Source organism: Nocardia sp. 348MFTsu5.1, assembly GCF_000383535.1.
Lineage (GTDB): Bacteria > Actinomycetota > Actinomycetes > Mycobacteriales > Mycobacteriaceae > Williamsia > Williamsia faeni.
On the sequence record NZ_KB911511.1, the window covers coordinates 317407 to 333239 of the forward strand.

General features: G+C 63.2%; 16 protein-coding genes and 2 pseudogenes. 10 read left to right on the forward strand and 8 right to left on the reverse strand.

Going from position 1 to position 15833, the window contains the following annotated elements; translation table 11 throughout:
* Window positions 1–43 precede the first annotated feature (43 nt).
* Window positions 44–922, reverse strand: coding sequence for a siderophore-interacting protein (locus tag H290_RS0107850; RefSeq protein ID WP_020106239.1), 879 nt, complete (start codon window positions 920–922; stop codon window positions 44–46).
* A gap of 65 nt (window positions 923–987) precedes the next feature.
* Between H290_RS0107850 and H290_RS0107855 the strand changes: the two genes are divergently transcribed.
* Entirely contained in the window at window positions 988–1791 is an 804-nt protein-coding gene (locus H290_RS0107855) for an S-methyl-5'-thioadenosine phosphorylase (protein ID WP_020106240.1), read from the forward strand.
* A gap of 175 nt (window positions 1792–1966) precedes the next feature.
* On the opposite strand, the gene H290_RS0107860 is transcribed toward H290_RS0107855, so the two are convergent.
* Entirely contained in the window at window positions 1967–3301 is a 1335-nt protein-coding gene (locus H290_RS0107860; protein WP_028462930.1) for an acetyl-CoA C-acetyltransferase, read from the reverse strand.
* 139 nt (window positions 3302–3440) lie between these two features.
* Here H290_RS0107860 and H290_RS0107865 point away from each other — a divergent pair, with 139 nt between their 5' ends.
* The 6 genes and pseudogenes from H290_RS0107865 to H290_RS0107885 all read left to right on the forward strand — a co-directional run bounded on the left by H290_RS0107865 (window position 3441) and on the right by H290_RS0107885 (window position 7929).
* Entirely contained in the window at window positions 3441–4811 is a 1371-nt protein-coding gene (locus tag H290_RS0107865) for a 3-oxoacyl-ACP reductase (RefSeq protein ID WP_028462931.1), read from the forward strand.
* Window position 4812: 1 nt separating this feature from the next.
* Window positions 4813–5688, forward strand: a complete 876-nt coding sequence (locus H290_RS0107870; protein WP_020106243.1) for a MaoC/PaaZ C-terminal domain-containing protein — start codon at window positions 4813–4815, stop codon at window positions 5686–5688.
* Between the two features lie 233 nt (window positions 5689–5921).
* A pseudogene (locus H290_RS30585) lies at window positions 5922–6695 on the forward strand (transposase).
* Window positions 6696–6720: 25 nt separating this feature from the next.
* On the forward strand, window positions 6721–7023 hold the full coding sequence (locus tag H290_RS31080) for a hypothetical protein (protein ID WP_155976742.1): 303 nt from the start codon (window positions 6721–6723) through the stop codon (window positions 7021–7023).
* Window positions 7024–7090: 67 nt separating this feature from the next.
* Window positions 7091–7231, forward strand: a pseudogene (locus H290_RS31590) (heat-shock protein HtpX); the annotation flags it as partial.
* Window positions 7232–7425: 194 nt separating this feature from the next.
* A complete protein-coding gene (locus H290_RS0107885; protein WP_020106245.1) occupies window positions 7426–7929 on the forward strand; it encodes a hypothetical protein in 504 nt (167 codons plus the stop codon).
* 247 nt (window positions 7930–8176) lie between these two features.
* Here the strand turns inward: H290_RS0107885 and H290_RS28070 are convergent, their stop codons facing one another.
* The 3 genes from H290_RS28070 to H290_RS0107905 all read right to left on the reverse strand — a co-directional run bounded on the left by H290_RS28070 (window position 8177) and on the right by H290_RS0107905 (window position 11163).
* Complete coding sequence (locus H290_RS28070) at window positions 8177–8611, reverse strand: hypothetical protein (RefSeq protein ID WP_020106246.1); 435 nt, start codon at window positions 8609–8611, stop codon at window positions 8177–8179.
* 267 nt (window positions 8612–8878) lie between these two features.
* Window positions 8879–9649 carry an IS21-like element helper ATPase IstB gene (gene istB, locus H290_RS0107900; RefSeq protein WP_020106248.1) on the reverse strand — a complete coding sequence of 257 codons (771 nt, stop codon included), beginning with the start codon at window positions 9647–9649 and terminating at the stop codon, window positions 8879–8881.
* Window positions 9646–11163, reverse strand: a complete 1518-nt coding sequence (locus H290_RS0107905; protein WP_020106249.1) for an IS21 family transposase — start codon at window positions 11161–11163, stop codon at window positions 9646–9648. Before H290_RS0107905 ends, istB begins: the two co-directional genes overlap by 4 nt.
* A gap of 111 nt (window positions 11164–11274) precedes the next feature.
* Here H290_RS0107905 and H290_RS0107910 point away from each other — a divergent pair, with 111 nt between their 5' ends.
* Genes H290_RS0107910 through H290_RS0107920 form a run of 3 tightly spaced genes read left to right on the forward strand, consistent with a single transcriptional unit; the run spans window position 11275 to window position 13156 of the window.
* The gene (locus H290_RS0107910) at window positions 11275–11709 is read left to right on the forward strand and encodes a hypothetical protein (protein WP_196809517.1); all 435 of its coding nucleotides are present in this window, start codon (window positions 11275–11277) and stop codon (window positions 11707–11709) included.
* Window positions 11710–11732: 23 nt separating this feature from the next.
* Window positions 11733–12191 (forward strand): hypothetical protein, encoded by a 459-nt coding sequence (locus tag H290_RS0107915; RefSeq protein ID WP_020106251.1) that lies wholly within the window; start codon window positions 11733–11735, stop codon window positions 12189–12191.
* Entirely contained in the window at window positions 12191–13156 is a 966-nt protein-coding gene (locus H290_RS0107920) for a hypothetical protein (protein WP_155976744.1), read from the forward strand. The genes H290_RS0107915 and H290_RS0107920 overlap by 1 nt, the downstream gene beginning before the upstream one ends.
* Window positions 13157–13224: 68 nt before the next feature.
* Here H290_RS0107920 and H290_RS0107925 read toward each other — a convergent pair whose 3' ends face one another.
* Genes H290_RS0107925 through H290_RS0107935 form a run of 3 tightly spaced genes read right to left on the reverse strand, consistent with a single transcriptional unit; the run spans window position 13225 to window position 15602 of the window.
* On the reverse strand, window positions 13225–13779 hold the full coding sequence (locus tag H290_RS0107925; protein WP_020106253.1) for a TetR/AcrR family transcriptional regulator: 555 nt from the start codon (window positions 13777–13779) through the stop codon (window positions 13225–13227).
* A 9-nt stretch (window positions 13780–13788) separates the two neighbouring features.
* Window positions 13789–14475 carry an ABC transporter ATP-binding protein gene (locus H290_RS0107930; protein ID WP_020106254.1) on the reverse strand — a complete coding sequence of 229 codons (687 nt, stop codon included), beginning with the start codon at window positions 14473–14475 and terminating at the stop codon, window positions 13789–13791.
* Entirely contained in the window at window positions 14472–15602 is a 1131-nt protein-coding gene (locus tag H290_RS0107935) for an ABC transporter permease (protein ID WP_020106255.1), read from the reverse strand. The genes H290_RS0107930 and H290_RS0107935 overlap by 4 nt, the downstream gene beginning before the upstream one ends.
* Window positions 15603–15833: the final 231 nt, after the last annotated feature.

A 15833-nucleotide genomic window follows, 5' to 3' on the forward strand; every position in this document is an offset into this window, starting at 1 on the left:
TCACATCACATCCTGGGTGACTCAGGATCACACCCTAGTCGGGCTACAAACCCACCCGTTCGAGCGCGTCGTCGTATTCCTCGCCCGCCACCTTCGGGGTCTTGCCCTCGGCGAGCGCCTGCGTATAGACCTCCAGCGCCTCGGCACCCTCGGCCTCGAACTTGCGCGCCCACTTCTCACCGTCGAACCGCCAATATCCGAGGATGTCGCACTGGTCGGCCTTCCAGCCGTACCGACGGCGCAGGTGTTTGCGGACCGCCCGCGATGCCTTGGCCTCCGCGGCAAACCAGCAGTAACCACGGCCCTCGGGATGGTCGAACTCCTCGACGGCGACGTCGAGGCGGCTGTCGCCGTAACCGTTGCCACTGCCGACCAGGGATATCAGCTCGACGCCGTCGCGAGCGGGCAGATAGTCGAGGTCGCTCTCGTCGACGACCTCCACGATGGCCGTGGCCCGAACCCCGTCCGGCAGCTCGTCGATGATGCGCGCCAGCGCCGGCAGCCCGGCCAGGTCGGCCACCAGCAGTTGCCAGTCGGTGCCGGGCCCGGGGCGGTACCAGCCGCGTCCGTGCGCCATCGCCACTTCGTCACCGACCCGGGTCCGCTGTGCCCAGGTCGTTGCGACTCCGTGGTCGTGGACCACAAAATCGACGGTCATCACCGTGGTCCCGGGCTCGATCGCGCGGACCGTGTAGTTGCGTCCCTCGGGCACCGGATCGACGTCGTAATAGCCCCAGACCCCGTCGCGGCACTCCATGTCAGGGGGCGAATCCCGGCCATCGACCGGAAAGTAGATCGCGACGACCTCGTCGGGCTGGTTCGGCAAAGCGATGTCGGCCAGGTCCGGAACATCCAGCCGAATCCTGATCAATCGAGGATTCAGGACCGCGGTCTCGACCACCTTCGCGCGCGAAAACCCCATACGGCAAAGGCTAGTTAAGCGAGCGCGGATGCGACAGGTTCGGGCCACTGAGGCAGGCTGGATTCATGAGCGCAGACACGCAGCCACGCATCGGGATCATCGGCGGATCCGGCTTCTATTCATTCTTCGACTCCGGCAGCCGGCAGGTGAAAGTCCGCACCCCGTACGGCGATCCGAGTGCCGCGATCACGATCGGTGATGTCGACGGGGTCACCGTGGCGTTCCTGCCCCGCCACGGCACCTCCCACGAATACGCCCCGCATACCGTTCCCTACCGCGCCAACGCCTGGGCATTGCGGTCACTCGGGGTCCGTCAGGTCTTCGCACCCTGTGCGGTTGGCGGCCTGACCACCGACCTGGAACCCGGAACGATGGTCATCCCCGACCAGCTGGTGGATCGGACGGCCGGTCGGGCACAGACCTACTTCGACGGTCCGGCCGTCCACGTCGCCTTTTCCGACCCCTATTGCCCGACCCTGCGCCGCGCCGCCGCGATTGCGGCGCCGGACGCCGTGGTCGACGGCACGATGGTGGTGGTCGAAGGTCCCCGCTTCTCGACCCGGGCCGAGAGCCAGATGTACGCGAGCCAGGGATTCACCCTGATCAACATGACCGGACAGCCCGAAGCGGTCCTCGCGCGGGAACTGCAGATGTGTTACGCCGCGGTCGCGCTGGTCACCGACACCGACGCCGGTCTGGTGGCCGGTGAAGGGGTGACCGCATCGGAGGTGTTCGCCGTGTTCGAGCAGGGGCTGAGCCGGATGCGGGAAGTCCTCACCACGGCGATCGGCGAGGCGGCGAGGCAACCGCAATGCCTCTGCGCGCAGGGCGAACACGACATCACAGACTTGATGAGTCCGGTGTCCTGATCTGGCCCGAAGCCGAGAACGGGGCCTCAGAACGGACAACTCCGGTTGAGCTACAGGGTCGGGGGTCGTGTAGCTCAACCGGAGTCATCTGGTTAATCGCGGTGCCCATGTGCTGCGTTACACCGTCGCCGAATATTTTTGACAGGCCGTCTTTACGCCGGTCCGGCGTTGATCATCAGGCCTCGATGATGGCCGTGACACCCTGTCCACCCGCGGCGCAGATCGAGATGAGGGCGCGACCGCCACCGTTCTCGCTGATCTGCTTGGCGGCCTGGGCCACGATCCGTCCGCCGGTGGCGGCAAAGGGGTGGCCGGCGGCCAGCGACGAGCCGTTGACGTTCAGCTTCGAGCGGTCGATGCTGCCGAGTGCGCCGGTGAGTCCGAGCCGTTCCTTGCAGTACTCGTCGGATTCGAAGGCGGCCAGCGTCGCGAGGACCACCGACGCAAATGCCTCGTGGAATTCGTAGAAGTCGAAGTCCTGCAACGTGAGTCCGTTGCGCTCGAGCAGGCGCGGGATCGCGTAGGTCGGGGCCATCAGCAGACCGTCGGGGCCGTTGATGTAGTCGACCGCAGCCGTCTCGACGTCCACGAGATGCGCCAGGACCGGCAACTTGTGCTGCGCAGCCCATTCGTCGGTGCTCAGCAGCACGGCCGACGCGCCATCGGTCAGCGGTGTGGAGTTGCCGGCGGTCATGGTGGCGTCGCCCAGCGAGACCCCGAACACCGGCTTGAGTGTCGCCAGCTTCTCGACGGTGCTGCCCGGACGAAGATTCTGATCGCGGGTCAGGCCCTGGAACGGCGTGATCAGGTCGTCGAAGAACCCACGGTCGTAGGCAGCGGCCATCTTCTGGTGACTCGCGGCCGCGAGCTCGTCCTGGTCTTCGCGCTTGATGCCGAATTCCTTGGCCGTGATGGCCGCGTGGTCGCCCATCGACATGCCGGTCCGGGGTTCTCCGTTACGCGGGATCTCGATACCCAGCGAGGTGGGGAGTTTGGCGATCGCTTTGAGGCGATCAGCCGTGCTGCGGGCCCGGTTCACGGCCAGCATCGCCTGGCGCATGCCCTCGGAGACACCGATCGGTGCGTCCGACGTGGTGTCGACGCCGCCACCGATTCCCGCGTCGAACTTGCCGGTGGCGATACCGTCGGCCACCGCGGAGATCGCCTGCAATCCGGTGCCGCAGGCCTGCTGCAGGTCGAATGCCGGCGTATACGGCGACAGCGGCGATCCCAGAACCGACTCACGGATCAGGTTGAAGTCGCGGGAGTGCTTGAGCACGGCACCACCGGCGACCATTCCCAGGCGTTGCCCCTGGAGATTGAAACGGCTGACGAGGCCGTTGAGGGTCGCCGTGAACATGTCCTGGTTGCTCGCCTTGGCGTAGGCGCCGTCCTGACGGGCAAACGGGATCCGATTGCCGCCGATGATTGCCACCGGTCGCACGCTGCGGGTCTTCCGCTCCCCGGTGTTCGTTTCCGCGCTGTTTGATGCCCCGCTGTTTGTTACCACTTCAGATCTCCCAAATTGTGGATGACTCTTATGGCGTATTCTTACTCCCGAGTAAGTTAGTTGTCGACTCCGCCCCTGGGGGAATGCCCGATCGGGTGGCGCACGCAACACGTCTGCCGTCTACAACCAAGGAGTGCACGTGCCTTCCAATGGAACCACCGACCTGTATTCGACGTTTGTGAACTCCGGCCCGGGATCCTTCCTCGCCGGCAAGGTCGGTCTGCCACAGCCGCCTCACCTGCGTCGATACCGCGCCGGCGAACCCGCCCTCACCGGCCCGGTGCTGCTCGGCGGCAACGGCCGGCTGATCGAACCGCTGCGTGAGATCCTCGGCGACCCGGACAGCGGTTACGAACTCATCCTCAACAACACCTCGGGTCGTGGTGCCGACAAGCTCGGGGCCGTGGTCCTCGACGCCACCGGGATCACCCAGTCGTCCGAGCTGTCGCTGCTCTTCGAGTTCTTCGGTCCGACCATCCGCGCGACCGCCCCTTGTGCCCGGTTCGTGGTCATCGGCACCACACCCGAACTGGCCAAGACACCCGGCGAGCAGATCGCCCAGCGGGCACTGGAAGGTTTCACCCGCTCGCTCGGCAAGGAACTGCGCAAAGGTGCCACCGCACAGCTCGTCTATGTCTCCCCCGACGCCAAGACCGGACTGTCCGGCCTCGAGTCGACACTGCGGTTCCTGCTCTCGGCCAAGTCCGCATTCGTCGACGCCCAGGTCATCCGGGTCGATGAGAAGGACGCCGTCGCCCCGGCCAGTTGGGACAAGCCCCTGCAGGGCAAGGTCGCACTGGTGACCGGCGCTGCCCGCGGTATCGGCGCCACCATCGCCGAGGTCCTCGCCCGCGACGGAGCCCACGTCATCGCCGCCGACATCCCGGCCGCCGGTGATGCACTCTCGGCGACCGCCAACAAGGTCGGCGGTACCTCGCTGCCCCTCGATGTCACCGCCGACGATGCCGGCAAGAAGATCGCCGAGCACGTGCTGGCCCGCCATGGCGGCCTCGACATCATCGTCAACAACGCCGGTATCACCCGCGACAAGTTGCTGGCCAATATGGACGACGCCCGCTGGAGTTCTGTCATCGGCGTGAATCTCATTGCGCCGCAGAAGCTTGTCGATGATCTGCTCGAGGCCGGCGCCTTGCGTGAGGGCGGCTCGGTCATCGACGTCTCGTCAATCGCCGGTATCGCGGGCAACCGCGGTCAGACCAACTACGGCACCTCCAAGGCCGGTGTCATCGGCCTGGTGAACGCGTACGCACCGATCCTGGCCGAGAAGAAGGTCACCATCAACGCCGTCGCCCCCGGTTTCATCGAGACCGCCATGACCGCCGCGATCCCGCTGGCCACCCGCGAGGTGGGACGCCGGATCAGCTCGCTGCAGCAGGGCGGTCAGACCGTCGACGTCGCCGAAACGGTTGCCTACTTCGCGAGCCCGGCGTCGAGCGCTGTCACCGGCAACGTCGTGCGGGTGTGCGGTCAGAGCATGCTGGGGGCCTGATATGCCGAACACAGTGACCCTCAACGACTTTCCGGGCACCGCCGACATCTATCGGCGGGCGGTGACCGCGATGTTGCCGGTCGTCGGCAAGTCGGGCCGGGTACCGGCCGATGCGGTTCTGCCCGACACGACGTTGCGCCTGCCGGACGTCAAGGTCGACCTCGACCAGCTACGCGACTACTGCGCCAGCACCGGACAACAGTACGGCGACACCCTGCCACTGACCTTCCCGTTCGTGTTGCAGTTCCCGCTGGTGATGAAACTGCTTGTGGCCAAGGATTTTCCGTTGTCCGCGATCGGTTCGGTGCACATGGAGAACAACATCGAGCGGTTCCGCCCGATCAGCGTCCGCGAGCCACTGACCATCGAGACCCACGCCGAGAATCTGCGTGAGCATCGCAAAGGCATGCTCGTCGACGTCATCTCGGAGTTCTCGGTGGGCAACGAACTGGTCACCCGCCAGACCGCGACGTTCCTGAGCCAGCAGCGCACCAGCCTGTCGGATGAGCCTCGTCCACCGGCCCCGCTCGACCACCGGCCGCCGCCACCGGACGCCACCCTGGTGGCCAACCTGGGGTTGATCCGCAAATACGCCGCGGCAAGCGGAGACCGGAATCCGATCCACACCGGCAACCTGAGCGCCAAGGCCTTCGGATTCCCGCGGGCCATCGCACACGGCATGTGGACGGCCGCGCGGGTGGTGGCGAACGCCGAGAGCCAAGTCGGGGACAAGGTGACCTACAACGTGAAATTCGGAAAGCCGCTGATCCTGCCGGCGAAGGTGAACGTCTACACCAAGCGCGTCGCCGACGGCTTCGACATCTCCGTCCTGCACCCCAAAAAGGGCTACCCGCACCTGACCGCCACCCTCCTTTGACTGCCCGTCATCTTCTTCATAGTCCTCAGAATCGGGGGCTGCGGTTGCCAGACCTGGTATGACTTCTTGCCCCTGTCTCTTGCATGATCCAGGGGTGGTGTCGCCAGGTGTGGTGGCGTCGATGGACCGCTGATAGGGACAGGTCCGATGACGTGAGCAGGTCTCTTGTAACGTGAGTGTTGGGTGTTGACGTCAGATCGGCGACCGGTTGGGACCGGACGAAGGACTGCTTGATGGACACGAGTCACGCCGCGTTTTGCGACATTGAGGTGGGTGAGTCCGAACACCATGCCGTGGGCCTCGATCGCCAAGCCACGCGTCTGTACGACATAGCATCGCCCAATGATGAGGCCCGTTGCGGGGCGGTGTTCGACCAGCTCGGGGTGCACGGGCCGGTACTGATCGTGGTTGATCAGCCCAACACGATCGGGGCTTTGCCGGTGACCGTCGGCCGCGCGTGCGGCCATCGGGTAGCTTACCTGCCGGGGTTGTCGATGCGCGGATTGCTGATTTGTATCCTGGGAACGCGAAAACCGAAGCTCGCGGATTCATTGAAAGAGATTCTCCAGCAACGCAAATCCATCGGCGACCATGTGGAGAGGATGCTCGATACCCACCCACTTTCGGCGAGTCCTAACCTCCATGCCGGCGTGGGCGTCAGGCCCGGCGCAAGGATCCTGCTCGAAGTAGGCGACGGATCAGCATTCGCCTCCGCCGGCCACCTCGCCGCCTACGCCGGAATCGCACCGGTGACCCACCGGTCCGGACCTCGATCCGCGGAGAACACCCCGCCCGATCCGCAGCCGCAAACTTGAACGCGCACTGTTCCTGTCGGCCTTCGCCGCGCTGCATGACCCGGCCAGCAGCACCTACTACGACCGCAAACGCGCCGAAGGTAAAAGCACAACTCCGCCCTCATCTGCCTCGCCAAACGCCGCTGCGACGTCACCTACGCCATGCTCAAAACAACGAAACCTACCGCCAACCCCGCGGCAACCACTGCTTGACGAAACCCATGGGGAACCCCCATCCGTGACGATGTGGCCCTTTGGCGAACAAACCGAGGCTTGGGAGAAACTGGTGCTGATCGCCTCGGAAAGCATAACTACTGCAACAATATTCGAGATCACGAAAAGCAAAACCGCGCACACCAACGAAACCCATTTCACATTGATCAAATACCGCAAGACGCTGATAAACAACAACATTCACCGCCCCCACACTCGCAAGGCATGTGAACCGGATCAAGATGCTCAAACGCCAGGTGTACGGATGCGCCGGTTTCGACCTCTGCCGCAGACGAATACTCCTCAGCGGCTCACGTATTCAAAATAGATCACGGACGTGTGGGCCAGAACGAGGTTTCAACCGTCGTTCACAGAACCACTCCGGGCTCGAAAAGTCCAACCACGACCGGGGTCTCGATGACCCCGCCGGGCGGGGCATTGACGCGGTTCGCCCGATCCGAGACGAGATCAAGGCGAAGGTTGAAACCCTCGTCGCCGAGCTCGCACCCGCCGACGCGACTACGGAGCAGCGGTGACGACCACGCCAGCCACCCAGGCAGCGTGACGCACCGTGTCATCATTCCGTGCAGCAGTCCAGCTTTCCCATTCCCGGGTTGGGCTTCTGTACGGCGGGTGTCCACATGTCGAAAGTGCGAACCTGCGGCTGCCGAGCAGAAGACCCAGGTAGCATGCATCATTGGCGACGCACTCTAACTGATCGGAATTCAGCATGAGCAAGATCGTGAACTCGTTGTCCGAGAACGAATACGTTCTGATTCGTGAGACGAAGAAGTCCGAGATGGAAGACCTCAGCGAAGACGAACTGATCGAATTGCACACCCGCATTCGCCGCGCCCGCAACAAGTACGTGAAACTCTACCGCCGAACCGGTGCCGTGAAGGTCGGCAGCAAGAAGTCCAGGGGGCGGGGGAAGTCGGCGAACAAGCGCAACGCCGCTAAAGCCGAAGCGTTCGAGGACGCCCTGGCCAGGGTCAGTCGTCGACTCGCGGCCGAGGCCCGCAAGTCTGCGGAAGCGCTGAAGCAGGAACGGCTCGCTATGGCCCGTAAAGGCAGTTCATTCGTGTCGGATGATCCCCGGAGTGGTGATGGAAAAGTGCGTACGAAGGGAAAAACTCGAGTGGACTCCACCCGGGATTCCGCGGGGCGCATGAAATTCGAAGCATCGAGCATCGCTGCCGGTGCCCGACGTCAAGCCAAGAAAGACAACAGGTAGAGGATCCTCGACCAATAGCGACACTCGCAACGTCAGGCAGTCGCACGCGCTTCTGACCTGGTTTCTGGCGTTCTGCCAAGTAGCCGCAAACTTCCGGTAGGCGGCGGCGGGGAAGGCGCTCTGATCGGGCATCAGCTCCCGCGGCGGTTCCGGTCAATGCCCGTTTGGTACCGCCGTTCTGGCGATTATGACCGGTGGCAGGCGCGCGCGGATCACACAAGCAACCAACTCGCCAGCTACCCGGGTATCAGGCGAGTTGGGGGTCGGTGGTCAGTTCGACAGTGATCCAGAGATCGTGCGGAAGTCCTGCCAACTGGTCTCGGACTGCGCGCCGCACACGATCCTCACCCGAGACATCCCATTGTCCTGGCGCTACGACGAAAACCGCCTCGACGTAGAGATTGCGTCCGACCTTGCTCATCGCCAGCGTCGGCGTATCTAGCCCGAACTGCTTACGGACTCGGTCGAACGCGGCGATGACCGGCGCCTGTACCCGGGCGTCGGGTGCGCTCTCGAGCAACTCTGTGCCCGCCTTCCTCAGCAGAGCCAGCGGCTGCGGCGCCAACACGAGGCATCCGACGAGCACCAGCACCGAATCAACGTACCTGTCGGACCCCACCCACGCGGACCGCTGCAAGAACACAGCCGCAACAGACCCGATCCCGATGAGCAGACTGAACATTGCGCCGGCCGCCCACTGCCGCGCCTCGGCCGCCAGCAGATCGGAGCTGCGGTCGGCCCTGAGGGTGAAGCGCCATGCCGGTGATCCTGGACTACGGCATCAGCATCGAGTGGAGCTTCGTCTACTGGATCAGTATGGCGTTGTTCCTCCTCGCCCAGGTTTGCTTCGCGGCGACACAGAACTGGTGTCAATGGACATCTGAAACTGCCCGTGTGCGGACATGAATCTGCCCATGCGGCGGTGTCCGCCACCGGTAGGTCCGGGTGGTCAGTTCAAGGGTTTGACCCCCTGACCGTGCAGGGCTTGGGCCAGGCGGACCGAATCTCCGCTGGTTTGGCACAGGTGCGCGTGGTGCAGCAACCGGTCCACGGTGGCAGTGGCCAACGTTTTGGGCATCAACTCGTCGAAGCCGCTGGGATGTAGGTTCGAGGAGATCGCGACTGATCGGCGCTCATACGCGGCTTCGACGATGCGGTAGAGCCCTTCAGCGGCATCAGCACCCACCGGAAGGAGCCCTACGTCATCAATTATGACGAGCTCAGCCCGAACGATTTTGGTGACGGCTTTGCCCAACGAATCGTCAGCGCGATGCGCACGCACGAGCACGCCGAGTTGCTCGAGGGTGAACCACGCCACCGGCATCCCGGCTTCAATGACGTTGTGCCCCAGCGCTTCGAGGAAGAACGTCTTCCCGGTCCCCGCCGGTCCACAGACCACCAGATTCTCCCGCCGACCTACCCATTCAAGGGTGCGCAACGCGTGCTGGGTGGGCAGTGGGATCGACGACGCATTCTCGTCCCACACATCGAAGGTTTTCCCGGTCGGAAACCGGGCAGCTTTGCGGCGGGTGGTGAGCATCGAGCGCGCTCGCCCGGCGGCTTCCTCGGTCAGCAACGCTTTGACGACCTCGGCTGGATCCCAGCGTTGCGAGCGGGCGGTCGCCAACACCTCGCCGGCGATCGCCCGTGCATGCGGGAGCCGCAACTGCCGCATCAACTGCTCCACCTCGGCGGGCAACGTCGGGGTCGGGGTAGTCATGCAAGGTCCTCCTCGTTCACGTCAGTGTTGTTGAGGCCGAACAGATTCCACCCGGTGGTGCCCTGGGCCAACGAGGTGTCCTCGGAGGCGCCGTGGCGGGTCAGGTCCATGCCTTTGCTGGCCAGGATGGAATCGAGGTCCCCGGTCGCGAACCGGCCATGCACCGCCGCGTGACCCAACGCCCAATCCACATCGGCGCGACTACCGAGCGTCGATAGCTCCACGGCGTGGGTCATCTTCTGAATGATCCGTTCGCTACCGACCGCGGCGGCTTCTTTGAGCCACACCGCAGCACCTTCCCCGATCGCCAGGAAGGCATGCTCCGCGGCGCTGCGGGCCCGGATCCGGTAGTCCCCGGGAATCTTCTCGGGGTGATCGGGAAAGTGCGCATCATCGATGGCCGGGGTGCCTCGGGTGGTGCGGCGGTGCCGGGCGACTTCGATCGGGCCGCCCTCATCAAGGGCGCAGATGATGACCTCATCAGTGCCGGGGTGATGGCGCACCCACACACTCTGGCCCAATAGTGTTGAAGGTATTGAGTATTGGCAATGATCAAAGGTGATCATCGGCGTGTTATCCGGCACCCGGCGCGTCACCCCCAACGCTGCAGTGTGCGGCACGTCGGGCACCGCATGCAGTTGCGTGCGTTCAATCTCGAGCATCTCGACCGGCACCCGCCCGGTGGCCTTGCGAACTCGGTTGTTGACCAGTGTCATGAACTCGGTACACGCGGTCTCGACGTCGGCGAAGGTGGCGTATTGCGGCAGCAGATTCGTCTCGGTCGGCACGATATCGGACTTGGCGAGTTTGACGGCGTTCTCCACCCCACCTTTGGACGCCGGGTCGGCCGGCCCGCACGTCAGCACCGAGATGCCGTAGTAGCGGCCGAACGTCACCGCGTGCCGGTTGCGGACCGGAACACCGGCCACATGCCCAGTGGTGACCGTCTTTTCGTTGTCGGTCAGCAGGTACGTCGGGGCGCCGCCAACGATCCGGAAGGCCCGGTCCAGGCCGGCGAACACACTCGGTCCGGTCCGATCATGCAGGGCGATCACAATCCTGAAGCGGCACCACGCCAACCAGGCCACCAGCAACACAATCTTGCGGCCGTTGACGATCGGTCCGTCCCCGAAGTCGTATTGCAACCACAATCCGGGTTCGGTGACCCACGGTCGATGCACCCGTGTATTCCCCAGGCGCCATTGGTTTTTGACCTCTGCCAATGCCCGGCGTGTGGTGCGTTCGGTGCCGGTGTAGCCGAGTTTTACGAGTCGTTCGTGGGCTTTGTCTCCGCGGATCTTTCCTCTCGAGTCCTCGACCCATTTCTCGAGGTTGGGTTTCCATTCGTCGATCAACCGGGCCCGCCGCACCGCTGGCGGTAGTCCGGCCTCGCGGTCTTCGCCCGCCTTCTTGACCGTGTGGTGCGAGCATCCGCACAACTGAGCGGCCGCCCGGTACGACCCGGTCAGGTCATAGGCATTGAGTATTTCCATGAGTTCTCCGTCAGACTTCAAGTGGTCTCTCCCGCTGGGGTTCGATTCGACTAGGCATCGACATCGAAACCGCGGGAGAGGCCCCCACGGCGCAGACGCGCCGCACAGGGATCAACAGGTCTGGGCAGATTCATGGCCGCCAACGGGCACTTTCGTGTCCACCAGTGGGCAGTTCTTATTGGCCGTCAGTGGGCACTTTCATGGCCGCCAACGGGCAGTTTTTCATGTCCGCCGACAAACTGGGAACGGTTCTGGCACAACTGGTACATGGTCGGCATCTTCGTCGCCATCCAGATTGTTGTCGGCCTGATCCAATTAACCACTGCGTCCTACTACAACGACGGCGGCAAGACGCTCAAGTACATCGTGTTCGCGCCCTGGTACATGCTGGTCTACTGGATGGTGAACACCTGGACCGTCGTCTTAGAGTTCATCCCCACAGTCGTCAAGGTCTGGAGGCGTCGAGACGGCGGCATGTGGAAGTCTCCGGAGCGCTCCACCAGCCTGCAAGGCATCCGCTACGCCAGAAATGGTGAAACGCCGGGACTTCGAAGCCGTCATACGTAATACATCACGTCGACGAAGAACATGTGACCGTCGAATGGTTCTTCGGGAAAGGGCGGGCCGGTAAGAAGGCCGCCCAACTGGTACTGGTTCTGTTCGGTTGGTTCTTCACCGTGCTCCCGGTAGTCATCACCGCCTCTGCCCTGCTGAACCGGCACAACGAGAGCGGATGGTGGGCATACCACGAAGGATTCGTGATGTGGGATCTCACGATGGCATTTCTGGGTATCTTGGTCTGCGCCTTCGCCGCGGGATTCCTCGTCCTGCACATCATCGACCGTGCCGGTGCGGGTCGACGTGCGAAGGAGAAAACCTACAACCAAGAACGCCTGGAACAGCGACTGGAGATTGCTGCCGACTGGTACGCCGACAAGTTCGGACCTGAAGCGGTACGTGGGCAGCAGACGAGGATCCAGATCGAGGCTTGGGGCGATATCGAGACATATGAGCTGCGTGGTCTGTACCGACAGAACGGGGTCGCATGATGCCGTTGTCATCAGCAGACCAGGAGCTCGTTGCCACCATGAAGCAGCGTGAGTTCCACCTCAAGCGGAGGCAACGTGCCGCCGACACCATCCATTACGAGCTGCGGCGCCATCGAGTACTGATGGTTGGAACGGTGGCAGTGCTGGTCGCGGGAGCATTGCTCTGCATGCTCGCCGCGATGAGGAACACGCTGCCTGACACCTGGGGCTGGTGGCGCCCGGCGCTCGTGACTGCCACGCTCGGAGCGGTCCTCGGTTCGTATATCGGGCAGTCCTTGCTGCACACGGCATACGGGCGAAAACTCCTTGTCGGCAAGGAGAACCGGGTCCGTGAGAAGTACAGCGCGGATCTGCACGCGGGCCGGCGTTGGCTGCAGTACTACTACGAGGGCGAAAACATCTCGGGATATGTGCCGCAGATTCTGTATTCCATTGAAGGAGAACGGCGTTTCGACTCGGTGGCCGCCGCGCTCGCCTGGGCTAAGGCCAGCCGCCGTGTGCAGACCGAAGTCGCAGATCGCGCGATGGACAGGTTCACCGGTGTCACGGCGCAAATCAATCTTGCGGTCATCGCGAGTACGGATCAGTTCGGTCGGCCGTCGAGCCGTCTCATGCGCTTCGTCATCTCGGGCCGACCCGGGGTGTGGTACGTGACCACAGCACCGGAATCACCGAAGGTACAAGAGTTCGATCACGGCCGGATAGCACTGCTGACACTGCCGACGGAGTCAGGGGAAACGATCGGCAGTAACCGAGTCCAGATCAGATGCCTGGGGACATCCTTTTCCACGATTGCCGAGTTGTATCGCACGCAGGTACCGGGATATCTGGACGGGTTGACAGAGGAGGAGCAACAACGCGAGTTGGTGTACGAACTGACGCTCGAGTCGGCAACGGCAGACAACTGGTCAGAGCACGATGTGGTCGAGTTCCGCGATCGTGAGCTTCCCGAACCGGATCTGTAGTGAGACAACGGTCTTCTGATTCTGGTTCATGCATGTTCCCCGTTATCGATTTCGGTGTAAATCGATTGCTAACGCCCGAGAACCTCACGGATCGCGGAACGTACTTGGTCGATGCCCTGACCGACTTCGATCAACTCAGCGCCGGAATACACTAGCGAGTTGATCAGTGTTGCCGTCAGCTTCGGGTCAGGCACCCCCTGAGCACGGAGCGCATCGATCAGAGGAAGCACCAAACTGTCGTGCATTTCCAAGATCCGTGAGTCGCGAAATGTCTGCGGAGTCAACGTCGCCAACGCTCCTACTATCGCGTGCTCACCGTCCGCGACGAGCTGCAGATTGGCGTCGACATACGCCCATACCGGGTCGTCGGCGACTTCCATGGCTTCCACGATCTTGCCGTTCCAGCGCGGAAACATGTCTTCGACTACCGCGCTGAGCAGATCATCGCGGGAGCGGAAGTAGTGGTAGGCACTGGATCTGGCGAGCCCTGCCTTGGCTGCCACCTCACCGAGCCCCGGCGGCCGATCCGGGGTCTCGGAGAGAAGGGTGTGCGCGGCATCGAGGAGCGCTCGGCGCTGAGCAGCGCGATGTTCGCCGACAGTGGCGGCAGCGATTCTCGGCACCGACTCTCCTTACTCGTGCTGATGCAGTTGCCCGTCAACCATTTCGAGGACGCGGTCACAGTGTATGAGCACATCGTGGTCGTGGGTCACCATAATCGTAGCGACGCCCGCCTCGTGGGTTTCGCGTGCCAACAGTTCGACGACCTCATGGCTTCGCTTACGGTCGAGTGCTGCGGTCGGCTCGTCGACAAGAAGCAGCGAAGGACTACTCGTCAGTGCCCGGGCGATACCGACGCGCTGGCGTTCACCACCGGAAAGTTGTCCGGGCCGCCGGTTGCTTCGGTGACTCATTCCGACCGAGTCGAGGAGTTCGTCGACGTCGCGACCTGGCCGTCCAGTGATTTTGGAAACGAGTCGCAGTTGGTCACGTGCTGTCAATGCCGGAATGAGATTGCCGGACTGAAAGACGAAGCCGACCTTGTCGCGTCGCAACTTCGCCAGTGCGCGGTTAGGCATATCCGTGACGTCGAGGCCGTCGATGGACACCGAACCGCTCGACGGACGGGACAGGCCACCGGCGACGGCGAGCAGGCTCGACTTACCGGCGCCGGACGGACCGACGATCGCGACGATCTCGCCGCGCGGCACCTCCAAATTGACGTCGTCCAGCGCGAGGATGGTGGAGTCACCGTCGCCGAATCGGAGGCTGACCGAGGTGAGCGCGAGCCCTGTCGTGGCCGTTGCAATGGTGCTCATCGGTTTTCTCCCAGCGCGGTGAGTGGATTGACACGAGTGATGCGGACGATGGCAAAGGCCGCGCCGATCAGGCCCAGTACGACGAGCAGGATTGCGCCGTTGATGATGGGTCCGGATTCGAGCGCAAACGGCATACCGCTGCCTTCGAGTCCCGAGCCGAGACCGAGTCCGATCAAGACGCCGACGACGGTGGATCCGAGGAGCACTACGAGCGCCTGAACCAATCCGTCGCGCAACAGGAATCCGGTGGATGCTCCCATCGCGCGCATGACAGCGAGTTCACGGCTGCGCTGCACGGTCCAGATGCTGAAGAACGCGCCGACGACAAGCGCCGAAATCGCATACAGGAATGCCTTGATCATCGACATCGTCATCGTCTCGGCGGAGTATCCGGGCGACGAGCCGAAGGAATCCTCGAGAGTCTTTGCCGATGTCCCGGCCGCGGTATCGCCTGAAGAGAGATTCGGAACCACGTCGTTCATACCACGAATAGCGACCACGCTGGCTTCGGAATACGCACTGGCGGTCGGGGTTTCGCCGACCTTGGCGCCGGCGTGCACCTCCTGCCAGGTGCGCAACGGAAGGTAGGCGACATTGACGTGTCCGAAAGTGCGCTTGTCGCTGGTGAATCCGACGACTGTCAGCTCAGTACCGAGTTGGTCGAGGATGACGGTATCGCCGAGGCTGACCCCCTCGTCGCGAAAGGTGGAGCTGACGATGATGTCGTTCCCACCGCGAAGTGCGGTTCCCACGGCGGGGACCGGTTCGAGGAACGATCCCGGTTCGATACCGAAGAGCGTGAGGTCGACGGCCGTGCCGTTGCCCGTTTTCGCATTGACGATCATGTTGCCGAAGAGTTCGGCCGCTTCGACGTCGGGTTGCGTGCGCCATGTCTGCGCCTGCTCCTCGGTGACAACCGAGCGGGAGAAGGCGGAGTCGGACTTGGTGTCCGGAGCGAAGGCGAACGCGTGGACCGGCGTCTTCTGGAGCGCAGAGACACCGTCGCTGACCAGGCCGGACGAGAGTCCTGACAGGATCACCATCAGGATCGAAATCAAGGCGACCACTGCGCCCATCAAGAGGAATCGGTTGCGCGCAAACCACAGCTCACGCAGAGCAAGGAACATATCGCAAGCCCCCTAGGGAGTCGAGAAGAGTCACGCCCACCTTTTGTGGACGTCATGTCGACATCATATCGACAAGGTGTTGACATAAAATGTGATGTCGAATACAAGGTTCTGCAGAGGCTACGCATCGGGACTGATCGACTTCATGCCCGCCGCGCGCGACGAAAAAACACTTCGCCCAGCCGTATTCGAGCACGAGTTGATCGCGACTACCGAGCGCCCCGAGGTCGG